14 protein-coding genes and 1 pseudogene are annotated in these 13,925 nt (G+C 39.4%); 5 read left to right on the forward strand and 10 right to left on the reverse strand.

The annotated features are described in order from the left end of the window. Positions 1-487: 487 nt before the first annotated feature. The 10 genes from J0M15_16660 to J0M15_16705 form a co-directional block, all read right to left on the reverse strand. Positions 488-961, reverse strand: a complete 474-nt coding sequence (locus J0M15_16660) for a FixH family protein (GenBank protein ID MBN8538683.1) — start codon at positions 959-961, stop codon at positions 488-490. Positions 962-977: 16 nt separating this feature from the next. After that, positions 978-1,421 carry a copper chaperone PCu(A)C gene (locus J0M15_16665; protein ID MBN8538684.1) on the reverse strand — a complete coding sequence of 148 codons (444 nt, stop codon included), beginning with the start codon at positions 1,419-1,421 and terminating at the stop codon, positions 978-980. After that, on the reverse strand, positions 1,418-1,912 hold the full coding sequence (locus J0M15_16670; GenBank protein ID MBN8538685.1) for an SCO family protein: 495 nt from the start codon (positions 1,910-1,912) through the stop codon (positions 1,418-1,420). The genes J0M15_16665 and J0M15_16670 overlap by 4 nt, the downstream gene beginning before the upstream one ends. A gap of 98 nt (positions 1,913-2,010) precedes the next feature. Continuing rightward, positions 2,011-2,997 (reverse strand): hypothetical protein, encoded by a 987-nt coding sequence (locus J0M15_16675; protein ID MBN8538686.1) that lies wholly within the window; start codon positions 2,995-2,997, stop codon positions 2,011-2,013. 31 nt (positions 2,998-3,028) lie between these two features. Next, positions 3,029-3,538, reverse strand: coding sequence for a response regulator (locus J0M15_16680; GenBank protein MBN8538687.1), 510 nt, complete (start codon positions 3,536-3,538; stop codon positions 3,029-3,031). Next, positions 3,535-4,899: a HAMP domain-containing histidine kinase gene (locus tag J0M15_16685; protein ID MBN8538688.1), complete on the reverse strand. Its 1,365-nt coding sequence runs from the start codon at positions 4,897-4,899 to the stop codon at positions 3,535-3,537. Before J0M15_16685 ends, J0M15_16680 begins: the two co-directional genes overlap by 4 nt. Before the next feature lie 238 nt (positions 4,900-5,137). Then, positions 5,138-5,779 carry a TonB family protein gene (locus J0M15_16690; GenBank protein ID MBN8538689.1) on the reverse strand — a complete coding sequence of 214 codons (642 nt, stop codon included), beginning with the start codon at positions 5,777-5,779 and terminating at the stop codon, positions 5,138-5,140. Next, positions 5,776-7,923: a TonB-dependent receptor plug domain-containing protein gene (locus J0M15_16695; protein MBN8538690.1), complete on the reverse strand. Its 2,148-nt coding sequence runs from the start codon at positions 7,921-7,923 to the stop codon at positions 5,776-5,778. Before J0M15_16695 ends, J0M15_16690 begins: the two co-directional genes overlap by 4 nt. A gap of 8 nt (positions 7,924-7,931) precedes the next feature. Beyond that, positions 7,932-8,336, reverse strand: coding sequence for a hypothetical protein (locus J0M15_16700; protein ID MBN8538691.1), 405 nt, complete (start codon positions 8,334-8,336; stop codon positions 7,932-7,934). A 39-nt stretch (positions 8,337-8,375) separates the two neighbouring features. Further along, positions 8,376-8,840 carry a hypothetical protein gene (locus J0M15_16705; protein ID MBN8538692.1) on the reverse strand — a complete coding sequence of 155 codons (465 nt, stop codon included), beginning with the start codon at positions 8,838-8,840 and terminating at the stop codon, positions 8,376-8,378. 141 nt (positions 8,841-8,981) lie between these two features. On the opposite strand from J0M15_16705, the gene J0M15_16710 reads away from it, so the two are divergent. The 5 genes and pseudogenes from J0M15_16710 to J0M15_16730 all read left to right on the forward strand — a co-directional run bounded on the left by J0M15_16710 (position 8,982) and on the right by J0M15_16730 (position 13,735). Beyond that, positions 8,982-9,380, forward strand: a complete 399-nt coding sequence (locus J0M15_16710; GenBank protein ID MBN8538693.1) for a hypothetical protein — start codon at positions 8,982-8,984, stop codon at positions 9,378-9,380. Between the two features lie 28 nt (positions 9,381-9,408). After that, entirely contained in the window at positions 9,409-9,837 is a 429-nt protein-coding gene (locus J0M15_16715) for a transcriptional repressor (GenBank protein MBN8538694.1), read from the forward strand. 21 nt (positions 9,838-9,858) lie between these two features. Beyond that, positions 9,859-11,085: pseudogene (gene zigA / locus J0M15_16720) on the forward strand (zinc metallochaperone GTPase ZigA). 93 nt (positions 11,086-11,178) lie between these two features. Next, positions 11,179-12,426 (forward strand): GTP-binding protein, encoded by a 1,248-nt coding sequence (locus J0M15_16725; protein ID MBN8538695.1) that lies wholly within the window; start codon positions 11,179-11,181, stop codon positions 12,424-12,426. A gap of 490 nt (positions 12,427-12,916) precedes the next feature. Further along, the gene (locus J0M15_16730) at positions 12,917-13,735 is read left to right on the forward strand and encodes a hypothetical protein (protein MBN8538696.1); all 819 of its coding nucleotides are present in this window, start codon (positions 12,917-12,919) and stop codon (positions 13,733-13,735) included. Positions 13,736-13,925 lie beyond the last annotated feature (190 nt).

The following is a 13,925-nucleotide window of genomic DNA, read 5'->3' on the forward strand; positions in this document are numbered from 1 at the left end:
TTGTTTTTTTTCTGCTCTGCCAGCAGAGACCCAACACTTCATATGAAAACCTCCTACAGTTATGGACTGAAGTCAGGCTAACAATTTTTACCAAATACCAAAATGTGGGGAGGTTTGTTGATGTACATTAGGGAGTTCTCCTTTGTTATTAATGATTTATGTGTTTAAGTTAAATCATTATGGAGTGCTCCCTTTTTAATTTCTACCACTTTCGGGACGTTGCCCATCGGGAAACGACATCTATGGAACTAATGCGACGAAACTTTATAACCAACTTTTTTCTTGGGAATCCAAATTCGGCGGTTACCAGTTTGATTTCTTCGTTACATTTTCTCCGGCAACAAAATTACCTAGCCGAACAAGATTGCATCGAATGAATTGGATGTCTGAAAAAGACTACGACTGCGTTAATCTACAGAAATTGTAGACATAAAAAAAGGGGTCTATTCGACCCCTTTCCTATTTCAAAAACCAAAAGTGAAATGTCTTAGTGATGACCACCATGATCGTGTCCACCGTCGAGAGTAACTTTGAAAGACTTAGTCTCTTGAACCCCTTGAGCATCGGTCAAGGTTACACGCACTTCCCATTCACCACCCATAACGAAGTAAACGTTACGAACATTGAAAACTCCAGCAAGTAGGTTTCCATTTGCATCCACGGCGCGTTCAACTTGCGTCGGGGCTGATCCGTGTCCCATGCTTGGCATCCAAAGCACGACTTCGATACTGTCATTAAGCTCTTTCGCCTGATGAGTCTTTGCATCTCTTGCTTCCAAAACCAAAAGGGATTCCTGGACTACAACAGGTGTGGCTTTGAAACTTGCGTGAATATGCAAGGTGTTCTGTTTGTAAGACAAGTGCCCTGCTAATGGCGGATGATCATGACCTTCGTGCGCAGACGCTAAAGATCCGATAAATAGAGCCGTAATTATTGCGGCCGATTTTAAAACTGTTTTCATTTCGATTCTCCTTTTTTTATTTTTTAATTCTTGGAATAACTTTAAAAGGAACTGACAGTTCCTTTTTATTAAACGTAAATGTTAGCTTAACTTCTGACCCCTCTTTGATTTCTGTTTGTGGATCAAAAAACATGAGGTGTTTGCCACCGGGCACAAGTTCTAGAGTTTCACCTGTTTTAATTTTGAACGAATCTGTTTTCTTCATGGCCATGCGACCATTTTCTTCGACGGTCGCGTGGGACTCGACTGCTTTAAAACCATCGGCACTTTTGAAGACTAATTCTAATTCTTCCGCACAATTGTTTTTGATTTTAGCAAATCCACCTGTCGCATTTGATCCCTTAAGGGGCGCAAAAATTCGAGGCTCTGTGAACTCTACTTTTGTTTTCAGATCACAATCTGCTGAAGCCGTCGCCGAGAATGCCGCAATGGCTGCCATTAATAAAATTTTTCTTTTCATAAGTGCTCCTTAATTTTTTTGTATATAGATTCCGATCCCTCTTTCGATCCAGAAATTGAATCAATGACGATGCCATCAGAATCTAGAAAGAAAATTCGATCTGTGTGAGAAATTGAGTAACCTAGATAAGATTTTGGATTTTCTTCAAGCATGTAACTAGCTGGAAAGAGCCCAATCGCTTTATCAATTTGTTCCTTGCTACCACTTAGACCAATAAATGTTGGAAAAAAGTTTGTCGCGTAATCCGCAACCTCATTTGGCTTATCATGGGCCTGATCAACGCTGAGAAAAATAAATCGAGTGTCTTTAAGTTCTTCATCTTTCAACATTCTAAACGCACCGCCCGCGTAGCTGAGAGACATCGGGCACACATCGGGACATTTCGTATATCCGAAGTAAAGTAGATTCAATTTTTTAGTTTCAGATGAAAAGGTCCAATGCTGCCCTCTATAAGTCAGCGTAAAGTCACCGCCAGAAATTGGACCTTTCATCGTCTTCCAAATTGCAATTCCAAAATAGAGCCCCCCAACGATTGCAACAATCGTAAAAATTCGTAGAGAAAAAAGGGCGCTTTTTTGGATATTCACTTTCAATCCAACATCAATACGCGACGATCAAAAGCCATTGGTACCGCAATGAAGTATGATCCTTCACCCGGCTTTGGCATACGCGAAAAGCAAGTGTAATAGTATTTGTCATCCATTGAAGCTTTTCCGGTCTGCTTTCCTTCGATTGGAAATTTCCAAAAACGCTTCAGCGGAGCCGGTAAAGTTGAAGCTTTTGACAATCCTGCAACTGAATACTTCCAAAGTGGCTGACCGTAGAAGCTGACGATGGCTACGTTATTGTCTGAAGTGATGCTGTCAGCTCCTGGGTCCATACCATCAAGTTCCGACACGACAGATTCTGTTTCTAGATCAATCACAACAATTCCACGGAAGGCTGGCTTGTCGCGATCACCAACGAGGCTATAGCTATCCAACGCTGCAAAAGCATAACGACCGGACACTGTGATGCCGTTAACAACGGATTCCAGAGGACGATGTGACAATGCTACAGGGAAGGCCCGAGATACTTTTTTAGTCTTCAGATCAAAGAATGAAATGCCCAAGCGTCCGTGAGCAATCACAAGTTTGTCTTTGTACTGCGCAAAGGCTCTTGGGTGCTCTTCATCTTGATAAGGGCGAGACAGAAGATTGGTATTGTAAGTCGCAAGACGCTTGAACTGACTTAAATCCCACTCTTCGATTCCAGAAAAAGTGAGTACGAATGTTGAGCTTCCGTTTTTAACAACATCGACTACAGAATCCAAAGTTTCAACTTGGTATTCCGTTACGCGATCAATGGGCACAAAACGCAGCAATGATGGTTTTGGCTCGCGAGGTTTAACATTGCTTGTCCAGTAGGTACCGAAACCCGTGTAGACGTTTTCGCTGTCATAACGGATAAAGTTTCCGCAAGCTGACAGATACTCGACAGCTTCTTTGATTTTTTCGGATCTTGGACCAGCTTGAGTCTCGCTTTGAAATGCAAAACTGAAACAAGCAGCGGCGATCAGAAGTATGTTTTTTGTCATGATAGATTCCCCCTTCAAGAGATCATTGGCATTAAGTGTATTTTTTTAGCTTTCTCTGCAAGCTTTGGCGATGAAGACCTAAGTCCTTCGCTGTCTTGCTGATGTTGCCTTCATTTTTAGTTAAAACAAAATCAATGTACTCGTGTTCTACTTCCGAAAGCGAACGACGCTTAAAATCGGCTTCGGGTTTCACGCGTTTTCCATTCAGTGCTTGCTCGATTTCGGAAAACGAAGCGGGCTTTGTTAAGTAATCAACAGCTCCGCGCTTAACGGCTTCGACAGCCGTTGTGATGCTGCCATATCCTGAAAGCACAACCATTTTAATTTCGGGAGTTTTTCTTTTGAGTTCTTCAACCACATCAAGACCGAAGTCTCCGCCTGAAAGTCTTAGATCAAAAACGGCATGGGTGAAAATTTGATCTTTTGGAATATCGCCAATCTGATTCGCAATCGTCGCATCATATCCATGATCTTCAAAATCTCGCTTAAGTCCACGCGCGAGTCTTACGTCGTCTTCTAAAATCAAAATGTGCCTTTTCATTCGCGACCACCGAGCGGTGAACCAACTTGCACCGGCCATCTCAAAGTAACAATAGCTCCGGATGATTTTACTTTATTTGCTATCAAAAGATTCCCACCAAGGCTTTGCGCGAATATCTCGCTGACGTAAAGTCCAAGCCCTGTGCCATTCGGTTTAGTGGTCACAAAAGGTTCACCTTGTCGCCCTAGCACTCGATCACTGAATCCGGGCCCTTCATCTTCGACCGACAATTCGACATCTGACATATTTTCTGTGAGCTTCAAAATAAGTTCACCCTTTGCATTTGATTCATACGCATTATCAAGAAGATTTAAAATCACCTGCGCTAAGTTAATCGGCGATATCAAAAGTGAATTCAAAATCTGATTTTCAATTTTTAGTCGTGCGCCAGCGTGTTCTTCGAGCCAAGACTCAGTTACATCTTTAATGAACTCTTTCATGTTCACAGGTTTCAAATTGTGATCACGCACATCAAGTTGAGAAGCATTCATGGAATGGATAACTGATTCGCAAGATTTAATACTTTCTTTGGCTTCGGAAAGATTCTCTTGGGCCTCCGTCGACCATTTTGCAGTTAGTTCAATTTTTTCAAAAGCTCGTTCAAGTCGATCTAATCGGAGTTTCGCAGCATTCAGTGGGCTTGCAAATTCGTGCGAAAATCCAGCTGCTAAAGCCCCAATTGCTCGCAAACGATCTTGTTTTTCAGATTGGATGCGAGATTGGCTGAGCCTTTCAAAGTGACCTTCCAAATAAGTTCCAAGCGAGCGCATAACAACCCAAACTGAAAACAAAAGTATGTGAGAGACAAAGACAAAAATCCAAAATGTCTGCTGGCCCAACTCCATATTGCTTGTCGCAAATTCGATTTGAAGAGCTATTAAGAACGCATGGCAAAGAACAATAAAGGGCCAAGAGTTGCGTCCGCGGATAAGAACTCCACCAAGCCCTGCATTTAACAAAAATAGCGCCACAAAGGGATTTCCGAAGCCTCCCGAAATAAGTAGCAAGGCCGTGAGTACGGCTAAATCAAAGGCCAATTGAAACCCAATAAAGAGCGGTCCAACGGGCGTCTTGCTTTCAACAAAAATGAGATGAGTTAAAAGGTTAAAGATAAAGAGAAACCCGATGATTCCAATGTAGATCATAATTGTGGTACGATTGAGGGCCCCAAAGATGTAGCCAGGGCCAGCCATACAAAAGAAAAGACCGATCGCGCCCCACCGAAGACGGACAAGCCAGCTAAGTTTTGCGCTCTCGGTGTGTCCTTCTATTCTAGGAAAGCGAAAGAAGTTCGCGATCTCATAGAAAAACGATTCCGCACCGCTTTTATCGCGAGTGCTCGATGCGGGTCGAATCGTCATTAAAAAATTCTGAAGACGTTGAATGGCTGCCACGAAGGACGATATAGCCCAAATTGCCAGGTCTGGCACTGAAAACAGGCTCTATGCAACATCTTGTTGCACTGTGCTTGTAGTCCATTTCAGCTATGAAGAATCATATGAAAAACAAAATCTTAGTTCTATTTGGGCTTGTCTTTTCTTTGGCAGCCTCTGCTGCGCCGCAAACGAAATTTCTTGAAGGCAAAGAACTATTCACGGACTAATTTAGCTCAAATCGCATCGGTACTAATATTGACCAAACGGCAAACGTAACATCAGAAGGAAACTCATCAAATGGAGATGCATCTGCAGCAGCTTTAATCGCGGCCTCATCCAAGCGTTTAAATTGACTTGATTCCGAAATCTCAATTTTTTGAATATGACCGCTTTTTGCAATTTTGAGTTTAACCTTAACTAAGCCAGTCTCTTTCAGAACTCTAGACGCCTTCGGATAGGTTTTGTGGAACTCAATTTTTGACCTTATCCTATCAAGGTAGCTTTGATGAGAATTTGCTTCTTTCGAAACATCAGAAAATCCTTCCGAGATTTGATTTTGATCAGAGAGCTGTTGAATACCCGGGTCACTAGGACTCTGATTTACTAAATCCTGGTCTAAAAGATTCCTCACCTTTAGCGGCTCTATCATTGATTCCGCTCGAAGCCTTTTTTTTGATTCAGAGTCTGATGAATTTTGGCGCGATTCACTACGAACACTTTCTACCACCTCAATATCAAGGGACGTATCAAATGTTTTCTTGTCAGCATTTGAAGTTAATAGAATTGAAAAAATAAGAGTATGAACTCCAAGGCTACACAAAAAGAAGCGGTTGTTTTGTAAAAATGTCCTAACCGAACTTATCAAAAATCACCCACCAACGAAACAATAAAACGACGGCCTTGAAGCGGGCCCCAAATATGAAAATTGTCTAAATGAAAATGACTTCCATGTTTGGCCCATGTCAGTGGGCTATCGCCAGCTCCGGTCTGCGTGTAATCTAAAACATTGGCTATTTGAAAATCAAAATCCCAAAACTTATTCAAATTTCTTTTGAATTGAAGATCCAAGGTAAAATAGGTCGGGGCCGTCTGTCTTTTTTGGTCTCTGTAATAGGTTTCACCGTATGTTGGGCTCATCACATCATCATCTGTGTACGCGATATTATAGTGGTCGCCATACCCATAGGCCGACAAGTCCTGTTCAAACACAACATTCAATTTTTGCACGAACGTCCAATGATCTTCTTCATAGGTTGATTTCAAAGAAAGTCTTCGTTCTTGCGCGGATACAGGCAGTTTGTTTTTATATTCAGATGGGTAATTGAAGAATTCGGCAATTCCTTCGAGTTGATAAGAATGTGTGAGTTTTCGGCCATAACTGACATCAAAAACAGAAACCAAATAATCTTCATTGGAATTCGTGAAAATTGTCGGCAAGCTTTGCGATGCTCGATCAATTCCATAAGCCATATTCTTTAAATTCGTGAAATGAGATGAAAACTCAAAGGCATCATTTTCTCTTTGAGCTACTAAAGCATAGACAAAAGATTCTGCGGTTTCAATTTTTGTGATGTCGACTAAAAAACCGTTATGATCAGTTCCATGCTGACTTTCAAACAAAGTTAAAGGCGACCTATAGCCAATCCCCAAGCCTAGCCTTGAAGTCCAAATCGGACTATGTGTATGTTTATAATAAAGCCTTGGAGCCAACATCGTTTTATCAATATTTTTATTTAATTCGGTCCAATCGACTTTAATATGATCGCCGCGAACCGCCCATGAGACTTCGTTTTTTTCATTAATAGACCAAGTATCTTGAAAATAGATTCCGTTCACAGCATGGACCAGATTGTCTTTTTTAAGACCCATTTGTTCATAAAGAACTAATGAAGTTGAATTCATCTTTTGGGTTTTTAAATCAAAACCAAGATAATATAAATGCGTATCTGTTACGTACTGATACTCAGAATTTAAATAATCAATGGTGTCCTTATTATTGTAGTCATACCCATGCGAATAAATAGCATCCTGCGCTTGTTCAGCGCGAGCCAAATTGAACTTGAGGTTAGAGTTTTCATCAAGTTGTCTTTGGTAGTTCAGAGTCACTTCTTTGCGAAGCAAGGTAATGTTATCAGTGATTTTATCAGTATTGCCAATGTACTTCTTTCGCACATCATAGTTTTCAAAATCACTTGAACCTGCTGTAAGAGAAACAGGTTTACTCAATGTCAAATCACTCGGATTTCCACCAAACGAAGTTAACTTCGCGTAAGTCACTTTAAGATTAAGTTCATCTTTTTCACTTGGACGAAAAGAGGTCTTTATAAGTACGTTTGTGTTTTTCTGATGTGGAGATTCAGTAACTCCATTTTGATCGACATCAAAATTTGCATTATTAGAACTTTGCGCCCCGATAAAAAGGGCAGTATTATCAAAAATTTTTGTTGAAGCACCCAGGTTAACCGAGTACGTCCCATCATGTCCATACATGAGCGTGGTCCGCTTTACAGGTACAAACGGATCAACTGTTATTAGATTAATCGAACCACCAATAGATTCAGGGGCTGTCAGCGATGCCCCTGCTCCACGATAGATATCAATGGATTCAATCCCATCCAAAGGGATTGCTTCAATTCCATAAAAACCTGATACAGTTGAATGTAACGGGACTCCATCAACTAGAATTGTTGTGTGTTCACCTTTAAGCCCATTAATTGAAATACGCTTGGCTCCGCAGAACGCACAAGAGGTTTGGGAATCAATTCCCTTTTCATTGTCGATTGCCTGAGCAAATGTGGTCGCCTTTTTTTCTTGAATAACCGATTTACTCAAGCTTTCAACGCGATTCACTTCTTCTTTTTTAATTTTTCTATTGAGCTTCTGTTTCTTTCCTTCAACAACAATAGTCTCAACTTCACTTGAAGCACCGTTGAGAAAATTATCACTTTCCATCGCAAAGACATACTGTGTGCAAAATGATAATGCCAAAATGACTATGATCGAATTCATTTTTCCAACTATTTTCTTCGCAAATTTCTACAAACATCGTAATGAAAATGGTTTCCATGGAGCCATTTAACATTGAATCCTGATGGTTCACTTGTTAAATAGTCTCCGTTTTCGAAAAACAAAACCATTTCGTCGGCATTTTGCAAACTATAAAGAATGTTAGGCTTGTCTGCCACAGATCCCAATCTAAACGGACCAGCGGAATCGATACCATGAGAAAATCCTCGTGGTAAAACATCCATATAGAAATTTTCAGGAGCTATCTGATCATTTTTATATCCTATATTGTTAACATACAACTTACATGGAGCATTGGTATTCTTGTCTCGGCCTAAATATTCAACTTGTTGAAACTGAGCAAGAAGTGATTCAGTTACAAAAAGAGAGAAAATTAAAATTATAATTTTTTTCATTTATTATTCCTTATTCTATGATTAGTAAGAAGTTATTAACTATTCTTCATGAGCATGAACAGTCATGTTCACGCAGCGATTCGTATGAAAATGGTTTCCGTGAAGCCACTTGAGATTAAATGATTTCACATTTCTAAGATCTAAAGCTTGTGGATCTACGAAAATAGCAATTTGATCCTGCCCATTAGACCCCAATCCAGAAAGAACACCTGGCTTGTTAGCTACTGCTTGTACTGTAAAAGGAGCTGCATGATCACTTCCATGGGCGTAGTTTGTTTCAACAACTGCAAAAAACTGGTCAGCAGTCTGCTCGGGGCCCGTGTATCCAACTTCTGTCACGAAAAGCAAACACTCTTCTTTGGTAATAGAGTCTTGGCCTTCTAAAGCTAATAAGGTATTTTCTGGCCAACCTTCATGATCATCCTCATGATTTTGCTGTGCAAAAGACTGCACACAGATAAAAAGAGTCAACACACTTAATAATTTTAGAAACCTTGCTCCCATTAATACCCCCAATGTAAAGACTACTTAATTAATACATAGTCTTTGTTTGATTTTTGTCTACATGCAACACTGTTGCACTAATGTGTGCGATATATACTGCAACGGTGTTGCATTTGCAAGTAATTTATAGTAAGAAAGATTATGCGGAAAAATGGACTTAACTTCACATTCTTTATATTGCTTATTATACTCTCAATTGGAGCTGAAGCCTCGTTCTATTCAACTTTAAACAACACAGAATATGCTTATGAAGATCTATTGTCAGATTTTGACCTTGTTGTCTTGACGTCAAAAGACTGCCCAGCCTGCAAAAATCTACAGCTCAAGATTCAGAAGTGCAATATCCCTGACAACTTCAAAATAGCTTGGGTTGGCTCTAAAGTTTCTAAATATCAATTTCGTAGAAATAATATTGAAAAAATAAAAACTACCGAAAAAAACATACAAAAACTGACTCAAGTAACTCCAAAAAGTATTTTAAAAGGACACGCTTTCAAAGACGGTGTGTTTGAATGCAATGAACTTGAAAAGGCTATTTAATGAACCAAACAACTCAAAGAGGTCGTCTATGAATAAAGTAACCAAAGAAAAAGCCGAACAAGTTTTAAATCGTTTTTCACTTAAAAAAACTGACTTAAGAATTCATCTCATAGGGTTATTTATAAAAGAAAGAAAATCTTTCTCGCAAGCAGAAATAATCGAAGAACTCGAAAAAGAAGCCGGATCAGTCGACCGTGTTTCAATTTACCGAAACTTGAATCAGCTAAAGACGGCAGGCATTGTTCATGAAATTGAAAACAATAAATATGTCAGCTGCTCTCACGACTGTGAAAAACATGCACATGTGCTTTTGTATTGTCAGTCCTGCGAAAAGCACAATGAAGTTAAAGACCACGAAAAATTAAATTCATTTTTTAAAGCCATGGGAGGCTTTCAATTTTTAAGCGCAAATCGAGCTGTATTTTTAAAAGGAATTTGTCAAGCGTGCGCCAGCTAATTGATAAGGAAAGGCATTAAAATGATAGAAAACAACAAACTTCCCGTAACTGTACTATCAGGATTTCTGGGCGCAGGAAAGACGACACTACTGAATCATATTCTCAATAACCGTGAAGGTTTAAAGGTGGCCGTAATTGTTAACGACATGTCTGAAGTCAATATTGATGAAAAGCTTGTAAAATCTGGCGGAGCCAATCTCAGTCGGACAGAAGAAAAACTTGTCGAGATGAGCAATGGATGCATTTGTTGTACGTTGCGTGAAGATTTGCTCATTGAAATTAAAAAATTAGCTCAAGAAAAAAAGTTCGATTATCTTGTCATCGAATCAACTGGCGTTTCAGAGCCTATGCCAGTTGCTGAAACCTTTCAGTTTGCCGACGAAAATGGAAACAGTCTGTCTGATTTTGCACGATTAGATACTATGGTCACCGTTGTTGATGCCAAGAATTTCTTGAAGGACTACCAACAATCGGAAAGCCTTAAATCAAAGAAAATGGAAGCTTCTGAAGAGGACGAGCGAACCATTACAGATCTTCTTGTGGATCAAGTCGAGTTTGCGGATGTGATTATTCTAAATAAGTTGGATTTAATTTCCGCAGAGGATAAAAACCAACTGACGGCCATTTTAAAATCCTTAAATAGTCAGGCTGAAATTGTCACAACTGAAAAATCTAAAGTTGCTCTTTCTCAAATATTAGATACAAAAAAGTTCGATTTTGAAAAAGCTTAGGCCGCGCCGGGATGGATGGCTGTTTTGCGTGGCGAAGAAAAACCTGAAACCGAAGAGTACGGTGTTTCAAGTTTTGTCTTTCGTGCAAAAAAGCCTTTTCACCCTGAAAGACTTTGGAATTTTATTATGTCTGAAGGAAAAAAATTTCTCAGAGTTAAAGGATTATTCTGGGTAGCCACTCGCCCTGACTTTACAGGACTTTGGGGGCAAGCTGGTCAAGTCGTCATTTTAGAGTGCGCCGGGAAATGGCTTGCGGCTAGCCCAAAAGAGAACTGGCCAACAGATCCAGAAGAACTCGCACTCATCGAAAAAGATTGGACTCCTGAATACGGCGACCGAGGGCAAGAACTGGTCTTCATTGGCCAATCGTTAGCAAAAGAAGAAATGATCAGGAAACTTCAAACTTGTTTGATCTCGGATCAAGAAGACAACGCCGGAGTTCCTTTGTGGAAGACATTTAAAGATCCGCTTCCAGAATGGAAATTTGTTGAAGATGAGCAATATCTACCGAACTGATGCTTAGTTAACTTTGCTTGAGGCTGTTTATATAATTAAACAGCTTTTTTTTGCTTCAACTACAAATGCAACACTGTTGCGTTAGGACATGGAATGTATAAAAAAGATAGACTGAAAATTGACGACACTAAAAAATTGCCAGTAACAGTTTTGTCTGGATTTTTGGGTGCCGGTAAAACAACTTTATTGAATCATGTATTAAAAAACAGAGACGGCTTAAAGGTCGCTGTGATCGTTAACGATATGTCTGAAGTTAATATTGATGGTGGAATTGTAAAAATAAATGAAGTCTCATTATCGCGCACTGAAGAAAAAACGGTCGAGATGAGCAATGGATGCATTTGCTGCACATTGCGTGAAGATCTTCTAAAAGAAATTACCAGACTAGCTGCTGAAAGAAAATTCGACTATCTGCTGATCGAATCAACTGGAATCTCAGAGCCTCTACCTGTCGCTGAAACTTTTCAATTTGAAGATGAAAACGGAAATAGCCTTTCCTCGGTGGCACGATTAGACACTATGCTAACAGTCGTAAGCGTACCTGATTTCTTTAAACAAGTTGCGGAAGCTCAAGAACTTAAAGCCGTCGGAATGCAGATAGGCGATGAAGACGAGCGAACCATTGCCGATTTGCTTATTGAACAGGTCGAATTTGCAGACGTTATTATTCTAAACAAAATTGATCTTTCGACTTCGGCCCAAATTGAAAAAGTAAAAAGATCCATACAAGCCCTGAACCCTCGGGCTGAAATCATCGCGGCGGAAAAAGGGTCTGTACCCTTAGATAAAATTCTTAATACAAACAAATTTAATCTAGAGGTCGCGCAAAGCTCGTCAGGTTGGATGAAAACTCTACGAGGCGAGGAAAAGTCAGAATCAGAGGAATTCGGAATAACCTCATTTGTCTATCGTGCGCGAAAGCCGCTTCATCCAGAAAGGTTCGCACAGTTTTTGGAAAAATCGCCAGAAGGCGTACTTCGTGCAAAAGGATATTTTTGGTTAGCTAGTAGACCCGAAGCTGTTGGGCTTTATCAGCTTGCTGGAAGCTCAGTGTCGTTTTCGGGAATTGGTTACTGGTGGTGCTGTATCGGTGAACGCTTTTGGCCAAATGATAAAGAAGAGCGTAAGAAAATATATGAATTGTGGGACGAGCGATATGGCGATCGCAGACAAGAAATTGTTTTCATCGGCACCGACTTGGATAAGAAATCTATAACTGAAGCGTTTGACAAGGCCTTGCTGACTGATTCCGAAGAAAATATGGGATTAAAAAAATGGCAAAAGTTTGCTGATCCGCTCCCTGCCTTTGAACTTTCTGAAAGGCCACTGAATGCAACTTAATGAAAAATCTCTACAGTCAGAAGATTGGTTAACACAATTCTTATGTCCTGTCGTAACCGAAAGTTTTTGTTTCCAAAAATCTAAGTTTAGTTTGGATGATTTGTTATTAGAAACTAAATCCACAATCGAGATTTCACACTCAATGAAGATTTACCTGTGCTTTGATAATAGAATTTCAAACTCAATTCATGTCTTTGAATTTAGGGGGATGATACTATGAGGATTTTTCAATCACGCAAAGAATGAATATCAGATTTGCTACCTCAATGGTAAACAATATTGGCGGACCTTGAAATATGCCAATGGCAGCTCAACCAACAGAGAGTGGACAGGATCCGGGTTCAAGAACTCAATGAGGATACGAGTTCCCGCATGAGAATTGCTACGGATTCTTCGGGTAAGACGACGAACAGAAGGCCTGAAGTGGAACGCCGCAAATGCTGGGATGAGCTCCAGTACCATATGTCCTCGTGAATGTTTAAGTCCCTATATGGGCAAAGTAGCGGTATGGATAGCGGAGAATTTTTCACGCGCATTGAATTACACAGGTAAACTTATTAGAAAAGATCATCCGAAGTTAAAAACTATTTTGCTCACAGATGCGCTACATGCGACTTTACCATGTTTAAATCTACTTAAGATGTTAAATATTGGATTTATCTTAGGAGTAAAGCCAGGCAGTCATGAGAAGCTATTTGGACAGATGGAAAAATATATTGAATTAAATCAGATGCAGGTTTTTATAGAGGAAGAAGAAATCGGAGATAAAATCAAAAAGAAAGTTATACGTCAATATTGTTGTTGGAATGGGGTTTTATTAAATCACCAAGATACATCAATGACAGTTAATTTTTTAGACTTTACTGAAACCACACAATGGGTGAATACAAAAAAAGAATTACAAGAGAAAATAGTTCACTTCAGTTGGATAACGGATTACTCACTTTATGAATCCAGCTGCAAAACCTTAGCAAGAGCAGGAAGAACGAGATGGAAAATTGAGAATGAGACTTTTAACACGCTGAAAAATCAAGGCTATGAATTTGAGCATAACTATGGACATGGGTATAAAAACTTATCTACGAATTTATCATTACTGATGATGCTTGCATTTTTAATAGATGAATTGCAAGAAATAGGATGCAAACTATTTCAAAAGAATTTGGAAAAATATGGAAGACGACTAGCTATCTGGAGTCGCTTGCAATCAGCGTATTTTATGCTACCTTTTAAAATAAATGGATATCATGAACTATTGAAAATAATTTTAAACCCAGAAGAATATGTTCAAGCGAAAAACTCAAGTTAGTACTGAATTTGATAAATCGTATTCATCAAAAGAACCATAAGAAATATTTATAGATTAAAAATTAGTGGGAACTTTCTAAAATTAGTGGGAAATATGTGGAAAACTAGGTTTAGATAATTTCAACTTTTACTTAAAGTAAGACTTTAAGTTTTAACAGGTCCAGATTTCAATTTAATTCCAAAGTATAAAC

The organism is Deltaproteobacteria bacterium (genome assembly GCA_017302835.1).
GTDB lineage: Bacteria > Bdellovibrionota > Bdellovibrionia > Bdellovibrionales > Bdellovibrionaceae > UBA2316.

Excerpts from the sequence above, each read along its gene's own strand:
- J0M15_16695 (MBN8538690.1), bottom strand. The coding sequence starts at position 7,923 with ATGAATTCGATCATAGTCATTTTGGCATTATCATTTTGCACACAGTAT.
- J0M15_16725 (MBN8538695.1), top strand. The coding sequence starts at position 11,179 with ATGTATAAAAAAGATAGACTGAAAATTGACGACACTAAAAAATTGCCA.
- J0M15_16685 (MBN8538688.1), bottom strand. The coding sequence starts at position 4,899 with ATGACGATTCGACCCGCATCGAGCACTCGCGATAAAAGCGGTGCGGAA.
- J0M15_16715 (MBN8538694.1), top strand. The coding sequence starts at position 9,409 with ATGAATAAAGTAACCAAAGAAAAAGCCGAACAAGTTTTAAATCGTTTT.
- J0M15_16680 (MBN8538687.1), bottom strand. The coding sequence starts at position 3,538 with ATGAAAAGGCACATTTTGATTTTAGAAGACGACGTAAGACTCGCGCGT.
- J0M15_16705 (MBN8538692.1), bottom strand. The coding sequence starts at position 8,840 with ATGGGAGCAAGGTTTCTAAAATTATTAAGTGTGTTGACTCTTTTTATC.
- J0M15_16660 (MBN8538683.1), bottom strand. The coding sequence starts at position 961 with ATGAAAACAGTTTTAAAATCGGCCGCAATAATTACGGCTCTATTTATC.
- J0M15_16730 (MBN8538696.1), top strand. The coding sequence starts at position 12,917 with ATGGGCAAAGTAGCGGTATGGATAGCGGAGAATTTTTCACGCGCATTG.
- J0M15_16675 (MBN8538686.1), bottom strand. The coding sequence starts at position 2,997 with ATGACAAAAAACATACTTCTGATCGCCGCTGCTTGTTTCAGTTTTGCA.
- J0M15_16670 (MBN8538685.1), bottom strand. The coding sequence starts at position 1,912 with ATGAAAGGTCCAATTTCTGGCGGTGACTTTACGCTGACTTATAGAGGG.
- J0M15_16700 (MBN8538691.1), bottom strand. The coding sequence starts at position 8,336 with ATGAAAAAAATTATAATTTTAATTTTCTCTCTTTTTGTAACTGAATCA.
- J0M15_16665 (MBN8538684.1), bottom strand. The coding sequence starts at position 1,421 with ATGAAAAGAAAAATTTTATTAATGGCAGCCATTGCGGCATTCTCGGCG.
- J0M15_16710 (MBN8538693.1), top strand. The coding sequence starts at position 8,982 with ATGCGGAAAAATGGACTTAACTTCACATTCTTTATATTGCTTATTATA.